Annotated in this window: 12 protein-coding genes; 6 read left to right on the top strand and 6 right to left on the bottom strand. The window is 63.3% G+C overall.

Annotation, left to right across the window (positions count from 1 at the left end; all coding sequences use genetic code 11):
• Window positions 1–86 precede the first annotated feature (86 nt).
• Complete coding sequence (locus tag B3873_RS00120) at window positions 87–749, bottom strand: response regulator transcription factor (RefSeq protein ID WP_008331064.1); 663 nt, start codon at window positions 747–749, stop codon at window positions 87–89.
• 370 nt (window positions 750–1,119) lie between these two features.
• On the opposite strand from B3873_RS00120, the gene B3873_RS00115 reads away from it, so the two are divergent.
• Both B3873_RS00115 and B3873_RS00110 read left to right on the top strand, forming a co-directional pair.
• Window positions 1,120–3,351, top strand: coding sequence for a TonB-dependent receptor (locus B3873_RS00115; protein ID WP_286863425.1), 2,232 nt, complete (start codon window positions 1,120–1,122; stop codon window positions 3,349–3,351).
• A 17-nt stretch (window positions 3,352–3,368) separates the two neighbouring features.
• Window positions 3,369–4,055, top strand: a complete 687-nt coding sequence (locus B3873_RS00110; RefSeq protein ID WP_034330332.1) for a Fe2+-dependent dioxygenase — start codon at window positions 3,369–3,371, stop codon at window positions 4,053–4,055.
• Between the two features lie 7 nt (window positions 4,056–4,062).
• Here the strand turns inward: B3873_RS00110 and mdtD are convergent, their stop codons facing one another.
• The 5 genes from mdtD to B3873_RS00085 form a co-directional block, all read right to left on the bottom strand.
• Complete coding sequence (gene mdtD, locus B3873_RS00105; RefSeq protein WP_286863424.1) at window positions 4,063–5,484, bottom strand: multidrug transporter subunit MdtD; 1,422 nt, start codon at window positions 5,482–5,484, stop codon at window positions 4,063–4,065.
• 101 nt (window positions 5,485–5,585) lie between these two features.
• Entirely contained in the window at window positions 5,586–6,446 is an 861-nt protein-coding gene (locus tag B3873_RS00100; protein ID WP_286863422.1) for an ABC transporter permease, read from the bottom strand.
• Between the two features lie 165 nt (window positions 6,447–6,611).
• A complete protein-coding gene (locus B3873_RS00095; RefSeq protein WP_051156266.1) occupies window positions 6,612–7,439 on the bottom strand; it encodes an ABC transporter ATP-binding protein in 828 nt (275 codons plus the stop codon).
• A 125-nt stretch (window positions 7,440–7,564) separates the two neighbouring features.
• Complete coding sequence (locus B3873_RS00090; protein ID WP_039784518.1) at window positions 7,565–8,578, bottom strand: ABC transporter substrate-binding protein; 1,014 nt, start codon at window positions 8,576–8,578, stop codon at window positions 7,565–7,567.
• 66 nt (window positions 8,579–8,644) lie between these two features.
• Window positions 8,645–9,700 carry an ABC transporter substrate-binding protein gene (locus tag B3873_RS00085; protein ID WP_286863421.1) on the bottom strand — a complete coding sequence of 352 codons (1,056 nt, stop codon included), beginning with the start codon at window positions 9,698–9,700 and terminating at the stop codon, window positions 8,645–8,647.
• A 158-nt stretch (window positions 9,701–9,858) separates the two neighbouring features.
• Here B3873_RS00085 and B3873_RS00080 point away from each other — a divergent pair, with 158 nt between their 5' ends.
• From B3873_RS00080 to B3873_RS00065, 4 genes are read left to right on the top strand one after another with little or no spacing between them, the layout of a single operon-like run.
• On the top strand, window positions 9,859–10,530 hold the full coding sequence (locus B3873_RS00080; protein ID WP_034338420.1) for a response regulator: 672 nt from the start codon (window positions 9,859–9,861) through the stop codon (window positions 10,528–10,530).
• Complete coding sequence (locus B3873_RS00075) at window positions 10,523–11,941, top strand: sensor histidine kinase (protein WP_286863420.1); 1,419 nt, start codon at window positions 10,523–10,525, stop codon at window positions 11,939–11,941. The genes B3873_RS00080 and B3873_RS00075 overlap by 8 nt, the downstream gene beginning before the upstream one ends.
• 1 nt (window position 11,942) lies before the next feature.
• Complete coding sequence (locus tag B3873_RS00070) at window positions 11,943–12,227, top strand: DUF4212 domain-containing protein (protein WP_034329583.1); 285 nt, start codon at window positions 11,943–11,945, stop codon at window positions 12,225–12,227.
• Window positions 12,217–14,268, top strand: a complete 2,052-nt coding sequence (locus B3873_RS00065; RefSeq protein ID WP_209533553.1) for a sodium:solute symporter family protein — start codon at window positions 12,217–12,219, stop codon at window positions 14,266–14,268. Before B3873_RS00070 ends, B3873_RS00065 begins: the two co-directional genes overlap by 11 nt.
• Window positions 14,269–14,628 lie beyond the last annotated feature (360 nt).

Below are 14,628 nucleotides of genomic sequence, written 5' to 3'. Positions count from 1 at the left end.
GCGGGATAGCATCGGCCGAGTTGTTCGTGTTGGCCGCAGTGGCGGCCGGCTGCTGGTCGATGACCGTCATGACGCGGCCTGCCGGCTCAGTTCTCGCTCTTTTCGAGCATGTAGCCGAAGCCGCGGATGGTACGGATGACCACGCCCGAATCCGCGATCTTCAGACGGATGCGCGAGACATACACCTCGACCGCATTGATCGTGAAATCCTCGCCCCAGGGCAGGACGGCATCGATGATCTGCTGCTTGGAGACCACGCGCGAAGCGTGTTGCATCAGGTATTCCAGCACCGTCCATTCACGCAGCGACAGTTCGATCTTGCGGCCGTCGATGTCGGCGCGCTTGGTAGCGTTGTCCAGCGACAGCCCGCCCACGGTCAGCTGTGCCGGCTGCGGCGCACTGCGGCGGATCAGCGCCTTGATGCGCGCCACCAGTTCGGGGGTGGCGAAAGGCTTGACCAGGTAGTCATCGGCACCCAGCTCCAGGCCATGCACGCGGTCGGGGATGGTGTCGCGTGCGGTCAGCAGCAGCACCGGGGTGTTGTTGCCATTGGCGCGCATGCGGCGCAGGACTTCGAAACCGTCGATGCCGGGCAGGCCGATGTCGAGCACCAGCACGGCCGCGTTGAAACGCTGCGACAGCGCATCGTTGCCGTTGTTGACGGTATGCACGGTAAAACCGTGCGAGTTGAGGACCCGCGACAGACCGTCGGTGAGTACCGGGTCGTCTTCGACCAGCAGAACATTCATAGGGGACTTCGGTAGAGAAAAACGGCGCAAAACATCTGCGTAACCGCTGCATCGTATTGCAGCCCAGGCAATGCTGCAAATCAGGCGATCCCCCAGGCGGGCGGCGACATGTAAAGAGTGTTTCTTTTTCGTCACACTCAGTTCAGCGTCAGCTTCATGACAGCGATTTGTCAGACTTCCACCTTAATCTTGCCAGCCATGCGAATGAGAATCCCGATCATTAGCATGTAAAAAAAGAACACTGGTCATCAGCCAGCCAAACGGACTTCCTTGTTGCCATTGAAGGACGGAGTAGCCAGCCATTCGAGCCGGTCCTGCGCGAGCAGGATCGGCTCATCGTTTCCTACTCCACTTCACCGACAAGAAGAACATGAACCGTCTCACGCCGATCGCCGCCGCATTGGTGGCCACGTTTGCCGCTCCCCTCTCCGCCCACGCGCAGCAGGCCTCTCCCGCTACCAGCACGACCGCCACCACAGCCACCGGCAGCCAGCTGGCCCCGGTGACGGTGGAAGGCCGCCGCGATGATTTCGCCAGCACCGGCACGGCCATCACCAAGCTGCCGGCCGACCTGCACGACGTGCCGCAATCGGTGACGGTGGTCAACAAGGCGCAGATGCAATCGCAGGGCGTCAGTTCGCTGGCCGATGCGCTGCGCAACGTTTCCGGCATCACGCTGGGCGGTGCCGAAGGCGGGCAGATCGGCAACAACATCAACCTCAACGGTTTCTCGGCGCGTACCGACATCTATCTCGACGGTTTCCGCGATCGCGGCCAGTACTACCGTGACACCTTCGCCATCGAAGAAGTGGAAGTCCTGATGGGCCCCTCCTCGATGCTCTTCGGCCGCGGCTCGACCGGCGGCATCATCAACCAGGTCAGCAAGAAAGCCAACCTCAAGGCCGCCACCGAGATCACCGGCTCGGTGACCACCAATGGCCTGGTGCGCAGCACGGTGGACGTCAACCGCCCGCTGTCGGACACCTCGGCCCTGCGCATCGAAGCCATGGCCCAGAACGGCGCGGCCAGCACGCGCAACCAGACCGATGTGCAGGACTTCGGCCTGGCCGGTTCCTATGTCTGGGGTATCGGCACCTCCACTGAAATCACGCTCTCGGCCCTGCTGCAGCACAACCAGGACCAGCCCGATTACGGCCTGCCGCCGCTCAACGGCCATCCCGTCAACGTCGACCGCAACACCGCCTATGGCTTGAACAGCGACCGCACCATCCAGGACGTGGCCGCGTTCAATGCCGGCATCAAGCACAAGATCGCGCCCGACGTCACCCTGCGCAACCAGACCCAGTTCAACTACGTGCACACCAATGCCGTGGAAACCGCGCCCAATACCATCGGCACGGTCTCGTCCAGCGGCTTCACGGCGCTCACCAATGCGGCCAGCAGTCTGCCCCTGTCGAGCCTGTTCGTGCGCGGTCAGAGCCATGACCGCAACATCAACGACTACTCCATCTTCAACCAGACCGAACTGGCCGCCAAGTTCAGCACCGGCAGCGTCAAGCACGATGCGCTGGTGGGCGTGGAAGTTGGTCACGACGGTTACGATAACCAGAACTACTACCGCAACGGCAGCTGCAATGGCCGCTCGCTCAACGCAAGCGGAGCCACCACCGGCTACATGGATTGCGTGAGCCTGGTCAATCCTTCCTACAGCGCCGCCGGCAGCAGCGTGGCCGATACCGCAGGCAACCGTGCCGGCGGCAGTGCCAACACCATCGCCGCCTATGTCGGCGACACCATCGAGCTGGTACCGCAATTCAAACTGGTCGGCGGACTGCGCTATGACCGCTACGTGGCCAGCATCAGCAACTCGATCAACTCGGGCAATACCGCCGGCTCCACCGCACTGGGCTATGCGCAGCAGAGCGTGAACTTCGTGAGCGTGCGTTCGGGTGCGATCTGGCAGCCCAGCGCGGCGCAGTCGTATTACGTTTCCTACGGCACGTCCTTCAATCCCTCGCTGGAACAGCTGACCGGCACCACCGGCCAGCAGAACCTCGACCCGGAAAAGAACCGCTCCTACGAAGTGGGCGGCAAGTGGGACGTAGCCGAAGGCCTGGCGCTGACCGCCGCAGGCTTCCAGATCACCAAGGAAAACGCCCGCAGCCAGGTCGCCACCGGCGTCTACGAACTGGCCGGCACGGTGCGCGTGAACGGCGCGCGTGCGGGCGCGACCGGCCGCATCACCCGCGACTGGCAGATCGCCGCCAACTACACCTACCTGGATGCCAAGGTGGTCGGCGGTGCCGTGGCCGATACCTCGGTCGGCAAGATCCCGGTCAACACGCCCAAGCACACCTTCACCACGTGGACCACGTATGACGTCGCTCCGCACTGGCAGATCGGTGGCGGCGCAACCTACATGTCGCAGCGCTATGCCAATGCCACCAACACGGTGCAGGTCGGCGGCTACACGCGTTACGACGCGATGCTGGCCTACACCACCAAGGCCTACGACATCCGCCTGAACCTCTACAACCTGACCGACAAGATGTATTACGATGCGCTGATCCAATCCGACGGCGGCCGTTCGGTCCCGGGTTCGGGCCGTACCGCCCTGCTGTCGCTGACCTATCGCATGTAAGGAAAGAGGACGCGCCCATGCTCATCACCATCCCCCAGCTGCTGGACCCGCAAGCCCTGCAGACCGTGCGCAGCCTGCTGGACAACGCAGGACCGGCCTGGGTGGATGGGCGCGTGACGGCGGGCTACCAGGGCGCGCCCGTGAAATACAACCAGCAGATCGACGAGCAGTCCGACGTCGCCCTGCAATGCCAGCGCATCATCGTCTCCGCGCTGGAGCGGCACCCGCGCTTCATCAGCGCGGCGCTGCCCAATCTGATCTATCCCCCCATGTTCAATCGCTATGGCGAGGGCATGACCTTCGGTGCCCACGTCGATGGCAGCGTGCGCATCCATCCGCACAGCGGACGCAAGCTGCGTACCGATGTCTCGGCCACGCTGTTTCTGGCCGATCCGGAAGACTACGACGGCGGTGAACTGCAGATCGATGACAGCTACGGCATGCACAGCGTCAAGCTGGCGGCGGGCGACATGGTGCTCTATCCGGCCACCAGCCTGCACACCGTCACCCCGGTCACGCGCGGCGTGCGCGTAGGCTGCTTCTTCTGGGTGCAGAGCCTGGTGCGCGACGATGGCCAGCGCCAGATGCTGTTCGACATGGACAATGCCATCCAGCGCCTGAACCAGACCGACGCCGATGCACTCGCACGGCGCACGCTGGTAGGCTGCTATCACAACCTCCTGCGCCAGTGGAGCGAAACCTGAGCCGCGCTCAACTGAAGTAACGCGGATCCATCTTGCGGAACACCCAGGCCGAGACCAGGGTGATGAGCCCGACGATCACGAAGGTGATCTGGAAGCTGGCATTGGTGGCCACACCCGCCTCGCTCTTGAAGGCATTGACCATGGTCCCGCCGATGGTCACGCCCAGGCCGATGGCCAGCATCTGCACCATCGAGAAAAGACTGTTGCCGCTGCCCGCATCTTCCTTGCGCAAGCCCTTCAGGGTCACGCTGTTCATGGCCGCGAACTGCATGGAATTGGAGGCGCCGAATACCGCCAGTTGCACGATGGACGCGGCCAGCGGCCAACCCGGCGTAATCAGCGCGAACGATACGATGGAGATCCCGACGATGGCGGTATTGATCAACAGGAAGCGGTCATAGCCAAAGCGCTTGACCAGCGGCGCGATCCACGGTTTGGCAATGGTGCCCGCAATGGCGGCCGGCAGCAGCAGCATGCCCGCATGCAGCGGTGAATAGCCCAGCCGTACCTGCAACAGCAGCGGCAACAGGAACGGCACTGCCGATGAACCGATACGGCAGACCAGGTTACCTGCCAGTCCGATGCTGAAATTGGGTTCCCCGAACAAACCGAGCCGGAACAGTGGACGCGGATGAACGGACGCATGGCGCCAGTAGACCAGTACAGTCAGTGCTGCCAGAGCGAACAGTCCCAAACTCCAACCAGTACGGTGGGTATCGAAAGGCACGTCCAGCGCCAGCGAGAAGGCCACCATGCAGGCGGACAGCAAGGCGCAGCCGAACAGATCGAAGCGAGGTGTACCGGTAAGGCTGTCATCGGGCAGGAAGTACAGTACGGCCCCCATCCCCAGTACACCTACCGGAAGGTTGATCAGGAAGATCCAGTGCCAGGACAGGCTTTCTACCAGCCACCCGCCCAGTACAGGACCGACCACCGGACCGAGCTGCCCGGCAATCGAGATCGAGGCCAGTGCCGCGATGTATTGCGCGCCCGGCACTGCCCGCAGCACGGCCAGGCGACCGACCGGCAGCAGCATGGAGCCGCCCAATCCCTGTATCACGCGAGCGGCCAGCAACAGCGGCAGGGTCGGTGCCATGGCGCACAGCACCGAACCCAGCGCGAACAGCAGGATCGCCGCGAAATACACGCGGCGCGTGCCGAAGCGGTCGGCCAGCCAGCCCGAGGCTGGCGTGAGCGAAGCCATCGTCAAGGTATAGGCCACCACCACCGGGTGCATGTTCAGCACCGGCTCGCCCAGGCTGCGCGCCATGGCGGGCAAGGCGGTGTTGACGATGGTGGTGTCCAGCGTCTGCATGAAGAAGCCGGAAGCGACGATCCACAGCAGCGCGCGCTGGGTCACGGGATCGTTGAGGGAGGGTGAGGCAGATGCAGCGGTGTCACTCGGGCGAGGCGGCTGGTTGGCTGACATGACGGAAAGGAAGTGGAAACGCGCGGATCAAAACACGGCGGGGACACGCTGCCGTGTCCCCGACCATTTCCGCGTCATTTTACGCCCTCAGGCATTTCTCATCAGAAGGCCTGCGGGCGCCACTTCAGCAAGCGCCGTTCCAGCGCATGCAGCAGCCAGTCCGCCGCCAGCGCCACCACGGCCAGCACGATCATGGCCGCGAACACGCCGCTGGCATTGAAGGCGCCCTGGGCGGTGGAGATCAGCAGGCCGATGCCCTGCTTGGAACCGAGGAACTCCCCGACCACCGCACCGACCAGCGCAAACCCGAAGCTCACGTGCAGGCTGGCCAGGATCCACGACAGTGCCGACGGGATCACCACCGCCATGGTCACCTGGCGTGGCGAGGCGCCGAGGATCTGGGCGTTGGCGATCATGTAGCGGTCGGCTTCCCGCACGCCCTGGAAGGCATTGGCAAACACCACGAAGAACACCATCACCACCGCCAGCGCCACCTTGGAGGCCATGCCCAGGCCGAAGGCGATGACGAAGATCGAGCCCAGCACCACGCGCGGAATCGAATTGGCGATCTGGATGTAGAGGCTGAAGACGTCCGAGAGCAGCTTGTTGCGCCCGAGGATGATGCCGGCGATGACCCCGGCCACCGAACCGATCAGGAAGCCCAGCACGGTTTCTTCCAATGTCACCAGAACCTGCGTCCAGAGCGGGCCTTGCGAGGTGCCCTCGACCATCCACTCGACGATCTGCGCCACGATGGCCGACGGCTGCGAGAAGAAGAAGGGATCGATCCAGCCGAGCCGCGCGCCGCCTTCCCAGCCGCCCAGCACGATCACCAGGATAGCGATGCGCAGGCCGATGACCAGTTGTTTTCGCGCGCGGATCTTGCGCTGTGCCTCGGCTTCGACGGCGGCGATGTCCATCGTCGCGGCGCTGTGGCTGGCTTGTGCTTGTGCTTGTGTCATGTTGCTCCCCTGCTCTTCAGAAAAAAGTTGAGTTCCGTGCGCGCTCTTCGATACGCCGCTGTGCGGCTACTCAGAGCGAACGGAGTTCAATGATGCATCCGCTGACCGTTCGACCTGAGTAGCCGCGCAGCGGCGTATCGAAGGCGCTCCGGCTGATGCAAGCGCTTAAGCGATGTGAACTTCTTCACGCAGATCGGCCCAGATGCGCCGCGAGATATCGATGAAGCGCTGCTCGTAGCGCACCTCCTCCATCACGCGCGGACGCGGCAGGTCGATCGGATAGACGCTCTTCAAGGTAGCCGGGCGGGCGGTGAGCACATAGACCTTGTCGGCCAGCGCAATGGCTTCCTCTAGGTCATGGGTGACGAACACCACCGAACCCGAATGGGCCGACCACAGGCGCAGCAGTTCATCTTGCATCAGGGTGCGGGTCTGCATGTCCAGTGCGGAAAAGGGTTCGTCCATCAGCAAAATCTCGGGGCTGTTGATGAAGGTCTGGGCCAGCGCCACGCGCTTGCGCATGCCGCCGGAGAGTTGGTGCGGATAGTGGTCGCCGAATTTGTCGAGGCCCACGCGGCGGATCCATTCATCGGCCAGCGCATGGGCCTGCTCCTTGGACTGGCCACGGAACATGGGGCCGGCCGCCACGTTGTCGCGCACGCTGCGCCAGGGAAAGACCGCATCGTTCTGGAACACGAAACCGATGCGCGGATCGATGCCGTTGACCGGCTGCCCCATCACCCGGACCTCGCCCAGGGTCGGCTTGAGCAGGCCGGTAATGAGCGAAAGCGTGGTCGACTTGCCACAGCCGGTCGGGCCGACCACGGCCACGAATTCGCCGCGCGCCACGCTCATGGAAAAATCGCGCAGGGCCACCGTCGCCCGGCCGTCGGCCGTGATGAAGCGGCAGCTCACGTTGCGCAATTCAATGGCCGGCGTAGCCTGGGCGGCCTGGCCGGCGGGGGTGAAGGCCTGCTGGTTGATGGCGTTCATCGTGGGGCTCTTTCGTGGCTTGGGGTTGAATTCGGGCTGAGCGCGCCCCTGACGCGCCGGAGCGCATCATGGCGTATATCGTTTATATAGTTTTCAGCGAGACTGGCCAGCAGCCAGTCGCCGCCTCATTTCACGGCGTTGACGAATTCATCCGTATAGGTCTTGGACAAGTCCACATGCTTGCCCTTGACGTTGGGATTGAACCCGGACAGCACGGCCAGCACGGTCTCCGGCCCGCCCTTGGGCATCTTGCCGTCCGGCGAATACATGGGCAGCGAATTGTTCAGGGCCTGTATGTACAGCGCCTTGTTGCTGCCGTAGTAGTCCTTGGGCATCTTCTCGGCGATCTGCTCGGCGGTGTGCGTGTTGATGAACTTGAGCGTTTTCACGAAGGCACGCGCCAGCTTCTGCGCTTCCTCCTTGTGGCTGTTGAGCCAGCTGCGCTGTACATACACGCTGGAGGCCGGGTACAGCCCGCCGAGTGCCTTGACCGTTCCCTCCACGGTGCGCATGTCCACCAGCACCTGGGCGTCGCCGGTCTTGAGCAGCAGCGACGCGGTCGGTTCGGTGGTCATGCCGGCATCGATGCGGCCCTGCTTCATGGCGGCGATGAAGGTATTGTCCGCGCCCACCGGCAGCACCGAGAACTGCTTGGAGGTGATGCCGTGGCGCGAGGCCAGGTATTGGGTCAGGAAGTTGGTGGACGAGCCCAGCCCGGTCACGCCCAGGGTCTTGCCCTTGGCATCGGCCATGCTCTGGAAGTGCGGCGCAGCCTTGGTGGAGACCAGCTCCACTTCGCCGGGCACCTGGCCCAGGATGGTGATGGCGGTGATTTCCTTGCCCTTGGTCTGCAGGTCGATGGAATGATCATAGAAACCGACAACGGCCTGCACCGCGCCGGCCAGCAGTTCATTCTCGGCATCGACCCCGGCCGGCTGCGACTGCAGCTCCACGTCCAGGCCCTCTTCCTTGAAGTAGCCCAGTTGCTCGGCCAGCTTGGCGGGCAGATAGACCATCTTGTTGATGCCGCCCACCATGATGGTGACCTTGGCGGCAGCCACAGCGTGGATCGGCAATGCGGCCAGCATGGTGCCGGCAACGGCCAGCGAGAGCAGGCCACGGCGGAGATTTTTGTTCACGTCAGCTCCAGGAAATCAGTGCGAAAGCCCGTGGATTCTACGGTGCCTTCATATAACGGGCAAAATTCACTTTACCGCGTCGACAAACTCGTTGGTATAGGTCTTGGAGAGGTCGATGTTCTTGCCCTTGATGTTGGGATTGAAACCGGCCATCACCTTCAACACCTGTTCCGGCCCGCCCGCAGGCATCTTGCCATCGGGCGAATACATGGGCAGCGAGGCCTTGAGCGCCTGCACGTAGATGGCCTTGTTGCCGCCGTAATAGTCCTTGGGCATCTTGTCGGCCACTTCTTCGGCCGAATGGGTCTGGATGTATTTGAGCGTCTTGACGAAGGCACGCGCCAGCTTCTGCGATTCCGCCTTGTGGCTCATCATCCAGGAGCGATGCACGTACAGGCTGGACGCCGGATAGAGGCCGCCCAGCGCGGCCTTGGTGCCGTCAACGCTGCTCATGTCGACCAGCACCTTGGCCGCACCGGAGGCCAGCAGGATGGAGGTGGTCGGCTCGGTGGTCCAGGCCACGTCCACGCGCTTCTGCTTCATGGCGGCGATCAGGGTATTGCCGGCACCGACCGGCAGGATCGAGTAGTCGCCAGCCTTGAGACCGGCGCGGCTGGCCAGGTATTGCGCCAGGAAGCTGGAGGACGAGCCCAGCCCGGTCACGCCCAGGGTCTTGCCCTTGAGATCGGCCATGCTGCGTACGCTGTCGGCGAGGTCGGCGCGCACCATCTCCATGCCGCCCGGCACCAGCAGCAGTTGGGTGATGGAAGTGACTTCCTTGCCCTTGCTCTGCAGGTCGATGGAGTGATCGTAGTAGCCGACCACGGCCTGCACGGCCCCGGCCAGCAGTTCATTCTCGGCATCGACCCCGGCCGGCTGCGACTGCAGCTCCACGTCCAGGCCTTCTTCCTTGAAGTAGCCCAGGCTTTCGGCCAGCTTGGGCGGCAGATAGATGAGCTTGTTGATGCCACCGACCATGATGATGATCTTGTCGGCGGCATGGGCTTGCGGGGCCGCCAGGCCCAGGGCGCAGGCAGCGATGGCGGTGGCGCCCAGGGTCCGCAGGCGGCGGCGCAGGGCAGGCGTTCCGAGGGGCGGGAACACGCGAAGGTCGTGACGCATTATGATTGTCTCCACATTTTGGTTGGATGGTCTGTCGCCATCTCTTGTAGACTGCGGGCCTATTCTAAGAAGCCGAAACCTTCATCCAGCTTTCCAAATTCCGGCTTTCTGCTTTGCAGCGCAACAAAAAAGAACCTCAAGAAACACGAGACCATCGCATGAAATTGCTCCTGATCGAAGACAATCCCCAGCTCGCCCACTGGCTGGAGCAGATCCTCAAGGAACACAAGTTCAAGGTCGATATCGCCGCCGATGGCGAGATCGCCGACCAGGTCCTGCGCGACGAGAATTACGACGTCGTCCTGCTGGACCTGATGCTGCCCAAGCTGCACGGCAAGAACGTGCTGCGCCGCCTGCGCGAGCGCCACAACGGCGTGCCGGTGATGATCCTCACCGCCAGCGGCTCCATCGATGAAAAGGTTGAATGCCTCGGTGCCGGGGCCGATGACTACCTGGTCAAGCCCTTCGAGATCCGCGAACTGGTGGCCCGCATCAAGGTGCTGGTGCGCCGCCAGACGCCCGACAAGGCCGCCGAGATCCACTGCGGCGACCTGGTGTATGACAGCAATACGCGCCAGTTTGCGGTGGCCGGCGTGACGCTGGCGCTCCCGGCGCGCGAGCATGACGTGCTCGAAGTGCTGATGTTGAAGCAAGGCAAGACGGTTTCCAAGACCGCGTTGATGAAGGGGGTCTTCAGCCTCTCCGAAGAACCGAGCGCGGACGCCATCGAAATCTACATCTCGCGCCTGCGCAAGAAACTGGAACACTCCAGCGCAGCCATCATGACCCTGCGCGGCCTGGGCTATCTGCTCAAACAGAAAGATGATTGACAGCCTGCGCCTGCGGCTGCTGTGGTGGCTGCTGATCCCGATGGCGGTCTATGTGGGCCTGTCTACGGGCGACGCGTATGACAATGCCGTCTCCAGCGCCACCCTGGTACAGGACCGCGCGCTGCTGGCCTCGGCCCGCATGATGGCCGGCCAGGTCGGCTGGAACGATGGCGCACCGGTGGTCTCGATCCCGCCTGCAGCGCTGGAACTGTTCGCCTCCCCGGCACAGGATGCGGTGTATTACCAGGTGCGGATGGATGACGAGACGCTGCTGGCCGGACGCCCCGACTTCCCCGCCGAGCCTGACTTTGCGGCGCTCTATCCGGTCTATACCACGACCACCTTCGAGGGCAAGCCGCTGCGCGTGGTCAGCTACATCCGCGCGCTGTTCGACGAAGGCACGCTGCGCATGGTGGCGGTCTCGGTGGGCCAGACCATGCAGGGACGGCAGGAAATGATCGACGACCAGTGGCACGCCTCCTTGCGGCGCCAGATCGTGCTGCTGCTGCTGGCCATCAGCCTGGTGGTGCTGGGCCTGACGATGGAGTTGCGGCCGCTGCTGGCGCTCAAGGATGAGCTGGCCACGCGCGAGCCGGATTCGCTCACGCCGCTACGTGCTGGCGGCCTGCAGCAAGAATTGCGGCCCATCGTGGAGGCCATCAACCAGTACATCTTCCGCCTCAATGCGCAGGTGACGGTACAGAAGCGCTTCGTGGCGGATGCCGCGCACCAGTTGCGCACGCCCCTGGCAGTGATCGATTCGCAGATCCAGTTCGCGCGCCAGCTGGACGATCCGGCGCGGGTGAAACAGGTGCTGGCCTCCTTGCAGGAAGGCAGCCGCAGCATGACTGACCTGACCAACAAGCTGCTGCTGCTCTCGCAGGCCGAAGCCTCCAACAGCAGTGCCTTCCCGCGCGCCCCGGTGGACCTGCTGGCGGTGGCCGCCATGGTGCTGGAGGAACTGGCCGGGCTGGCGCTCAAGAAGGGCATCGACCTGGGGCTGGAGACCACGCTGGAGAGCGCCATGGTCAACGGCAATGAGGCGCAGCTGATGGGCTTGCTGATGAACCTGATCGACAATGCCCTGCGCTATACGTCGGAGGGCGGCAAGGTCACGGTGGGACTGGAGAAGAAGCGCAGCCAGATCATCATCACCGTGACCGACAACGGACCCGGCATCCCGGCCGAGGTCCGCGAGCGCGTCTTCGAGCGCTTCTATCGCAATGCCGCGCCGGACCAGCCGGGCTCGGGCCTGGGCCTGGCCATCGTGCGCGAGATCGCGCAGCAGCACGAGGCGATCGTCGAGATCACCCACAATCCGCGCAGCAGCGATCCCAAATATCCGGGCAGCCTCTTTCGCGTGAGCTTTCGCATGATGCCGCGCACGCCCTTCTTCGACGACATCACCTGACATGGACCACGGCACGCCTCCCCCGGATCCCGGCAACCAATGGCACCGCACCCGCCGCATGACGGCCTGGCTGCTGGCGCTGTGGTTCGCCGCCACGTTCTTCTTCATCTACTTCGCACGCGAACTGGACCGGGTCCACCTGTTCGGCTGGCCGGTCTCCTTCTACATGGCCGCGCAGGGCATGATGCTGATCTACCTGGCCATCGTGGTCCTCTACGTGCGCCGCATGCGCCGCATCGAACAACTGGTCCGACGTGAACAAGGCGAGCACTGGCATGGAGAGTAACAAGGACTTCTTCCGGCGGCTGTGCCGCTACTATGGTTTCTACACGCTGGGCTTCATCATCTTCCTGTGCGTGCTGGCCATCCTGGAGCGCGAGGGCATGCCGCGCTCGTGGATCGGCTACCTGTTCCTGTTCGTCACCATCGGCCTGTATGCCGGCATCGGCGTGGTCTGCCGCACCTCCGACGTGCCCGAATACTACGTCGCCGGACGGCGCGTACCGCCGCTCTTCAACGGCATGGCCACGGCCGCTGACTGGATCTCGGCGGCGACCTTCATCAGCCTGGCCGGCGGCCTCTACCTGCAGGGCTTCGACGGACTGGCCTACATCCTCGGCTGGACCGGCGGCTACGTCCTGGTGGCCCTGCTGATCGCGCCCTACCTGCGCAAGTTCGGGCAATACACCATCGCCGATTTCCTGGCCGCGCGCTATCCGGGCAAACCCGGCAGCCACGGGGTCAACGTGATCCGCATCCTGGCCGTGGCGGCCACCATCCTGATCTCCTTCACCTATGTGGTGGCGCAGATCTATGGCGTGGGGCTGATCACTTCGCGCTTCACCGGCATCGATTTTTCCATCGGCATCTTCCTCGGGCTGGCCAGCATCCTGGTGTGCTCCTTCCTGGGCGGCATGCGCGCCATCACCTGGACCCAGGTGGCGCAATACATCATCATCCTGTTCGCCTACCTGATTCCGGTGATCTGGCTCTCGGCCAAGCATGCGACGGTACCCGTGCCGCCGGTGGCCTATGGCGCGGTGCTGCCCAAGCTTTCGGCGCTGGAACACAAGCTGGAAGACGATCCGAAGGAAAAGGAAGTGCGCAAGATCTTCCAGGCGCGCGCCGATGACTACGACCGCAAGCTCAAGGGCCTGCCGCAATCCTGGCTCGATGGGCGGGTCGAAGCGCAAAATCAGGCCGACCAGGTACGGCGTGATACCCACGCGTCGCTGGCCGACATCAAGGCCGCCAGCCGTGCGCTGTCGTCCTATCCCAAGTCGCCCGAAGAGGCTGAGCGCAAATGGACCGAAGCACGCGCGGCCAACTTGGCACGTTCGCAGCCACCGGTCTCGCAGACCGAACCCTTCCCCGGTCGCGACCAGCAAAGCTCGGACATCAAACGCAACAATTTCCTGGCGCTGGTGTTCTGCCTGATGCTCGGTACGGCGGCGCTGCCGCACATCCTCATGCGCTACTACACCACGCCCACCGTGGCGGGCGCGCGCAGTTCGGTGTTCTGGACGCTGTTCTTCATCATGCTGATCTACCTTACCGTACCGGCGCTCACGGTACTGGTGAAATACGACATCTACACTTCGCTGGTGGGCAGCAGCTACAGCCATCTGCCGGACTGGGTGTATTACTGGGCCAACATGGACAAGCTCAATCCACTGGTCTCCATCAACGATCTCAATCGCGATGGCCTGGTGCAACTGGGCGAGATTTCCATGGATGGCGACATCATCGTGCTGGCCATGCCCGAGATCGCCGGCCTGCCGTATTTCGTCTCCGGACTGGTGGCAGCAGGCGGGCTGGCCGCAGCACTCTCCACTGCGGATGGACTGCTGCTGACCATCTCCAACGCGCTCTCGCATGACGTGTATTACAAGGTGGTCGACCCCAGCGCCTCGACGCAAAAACGCGTGACCATTTCCAAGCTGCTGTTGCTGGTGGTGGCGCTGCTGGCGGCCTACGCCGCTTCATTGAAACCGGGCGACATCCTCTCCATGGTCGGTGCGGCCTTCTCGCTGGCGGCCTCCACGCTGTTCCCGGCGCTGGTACTGGGTGTGTTCTGGAAGCGCGCCAACCAGGCCGGCGCGATTGCCGGCATCGTCTGCGGCTTCCTGATGTGCGTGTATTACATGCTGCACACCAACCCCGCCTTCGGCGGCAGTGCCGCCGGGCAATGGTTCCACATCGCGCCGATCTCGGCCGGCATCTTCGGCGTCCCGGTCGGGATGGCTGCCATGGTCATCGTCAGCCTGCTCACGCCGCCCCCCGATGAAGCCACCATCGCCCTGATCGATCATATCCGCACCCCCTGAGCAGAACCGCCTGACGCCAGCGCCCATGGCTGGCTTGGGTTTTCGGACAGTTTCCTTCACCGCTGCCATCCCCCCTGCCCGCGCCAGCCCGACGGGCGGGGGCCTTTGTGTTTTCTTTCACAAAACACGATTGTGTTCGCTAACCGCACATATGCGCACTGACCGCACAAATAACTTCTGCATTGTTTTATACTTTTCGCACAAAAAATAAAACAGCCGTACCCCCCAATATCCAGAAGAGAGAGACATGAGACCAGAAACCCCTGCCCTGGACGTCCAGGCGTTCATCAACCGCGAACCCTTCTCGCGCTATCAATGGCTGATCTTCGCGCTGTGCTTCTTCGTCGTCCTGCTGGACGG

The sequence above is a fragment of the Herbaspirillum sp. UBA812 genome (assembly GCF_002296545.1).
GTDB classification, from domain to species: Bacteria; Pseudomonadota; Gammaproteobacteria; order Burkholderiales; family Burkholderiaceae_D; genus Herbaspirillum; species Herbaspirillum huttiense.
This window is presented reverse-complemented; position numbering and strand designations above follow the sequence as displayed.

Coding starts and splice junctions, on each gene's coding strand:
- B3873_RS00120 (WP_008331064.1), bottom strand. CDS start 749: ATGAATGTTCTGCTGGTCGAAGACGACCCGGTACTCACCGACGGTCTG.
- B3873_RS00115 (WP_286863425.1), top strand. CDS start 1,120: ATGAACCGTCTCACGCCGATCGCCGCCGCATTGGTGGCCACGTTTGCC.
- B3873_RS00110 (WP_034330332.1), top strand. CDS start 3,369: ATGCTCATCACCATCCCCCAGCTGCTGGACCCGCAAGCCCTGCAGACC.
- mdtD (WP_286863424.1), bottom strand. CDS start 5,484: ATGTCAGCCAACCAGCCGCCTCGCCCGAGTGACACCGCTGCATCTGCC.
- B3873_RS00100 (WP_286863422.1), bottom strand. CDS start 6,446: ATGACACAAGCACAAGCACAAGCCAGCCACAGCGCCGCGACGATGGAC.
- B3873_RS00095 (WP_051156266.1), bottom strand. CDS start 7,439: ATGAACGCCATCAACCAGCAGGCCTTCACCCCCGCCGGCCAGGCCGCC.
- B3873_RS00085 (WP_286863421.1), bottom strand. CDS start 9,700: ATGCGTCACGACCTTCGCGTGTTCCCGCCCCTCGGAACGCCTGCCCTG.
- B3873_RS00080 (WP_034338420.1), top strand. CDS start 9,859: ATGAAATTGCTCCTGATCGAAGACAATCCCCAGCTCGCCCACTGGCTG.
- B3873_RS00075 (WP_286863420.1), top strand. CDS start 10,523: ATGATTGACAGCCTGCGCCTGCGGCTGCTGTGGTGGCTGCTGATCCCG.
- B3873_RS00070 (WP_034329583.1), top strand. CDS start 11,943: ATGGACCACGGCACGCCTCCCCCGGATCCCGGCAACCAATGGCACCGC.
- B3873_RS00065 (WP_209533553.1), top strand. CDS start 12,217: ATGGAGAGTAACAAGGACTTCTTCCGGCGGCTGTGCCGCTACTATGGT.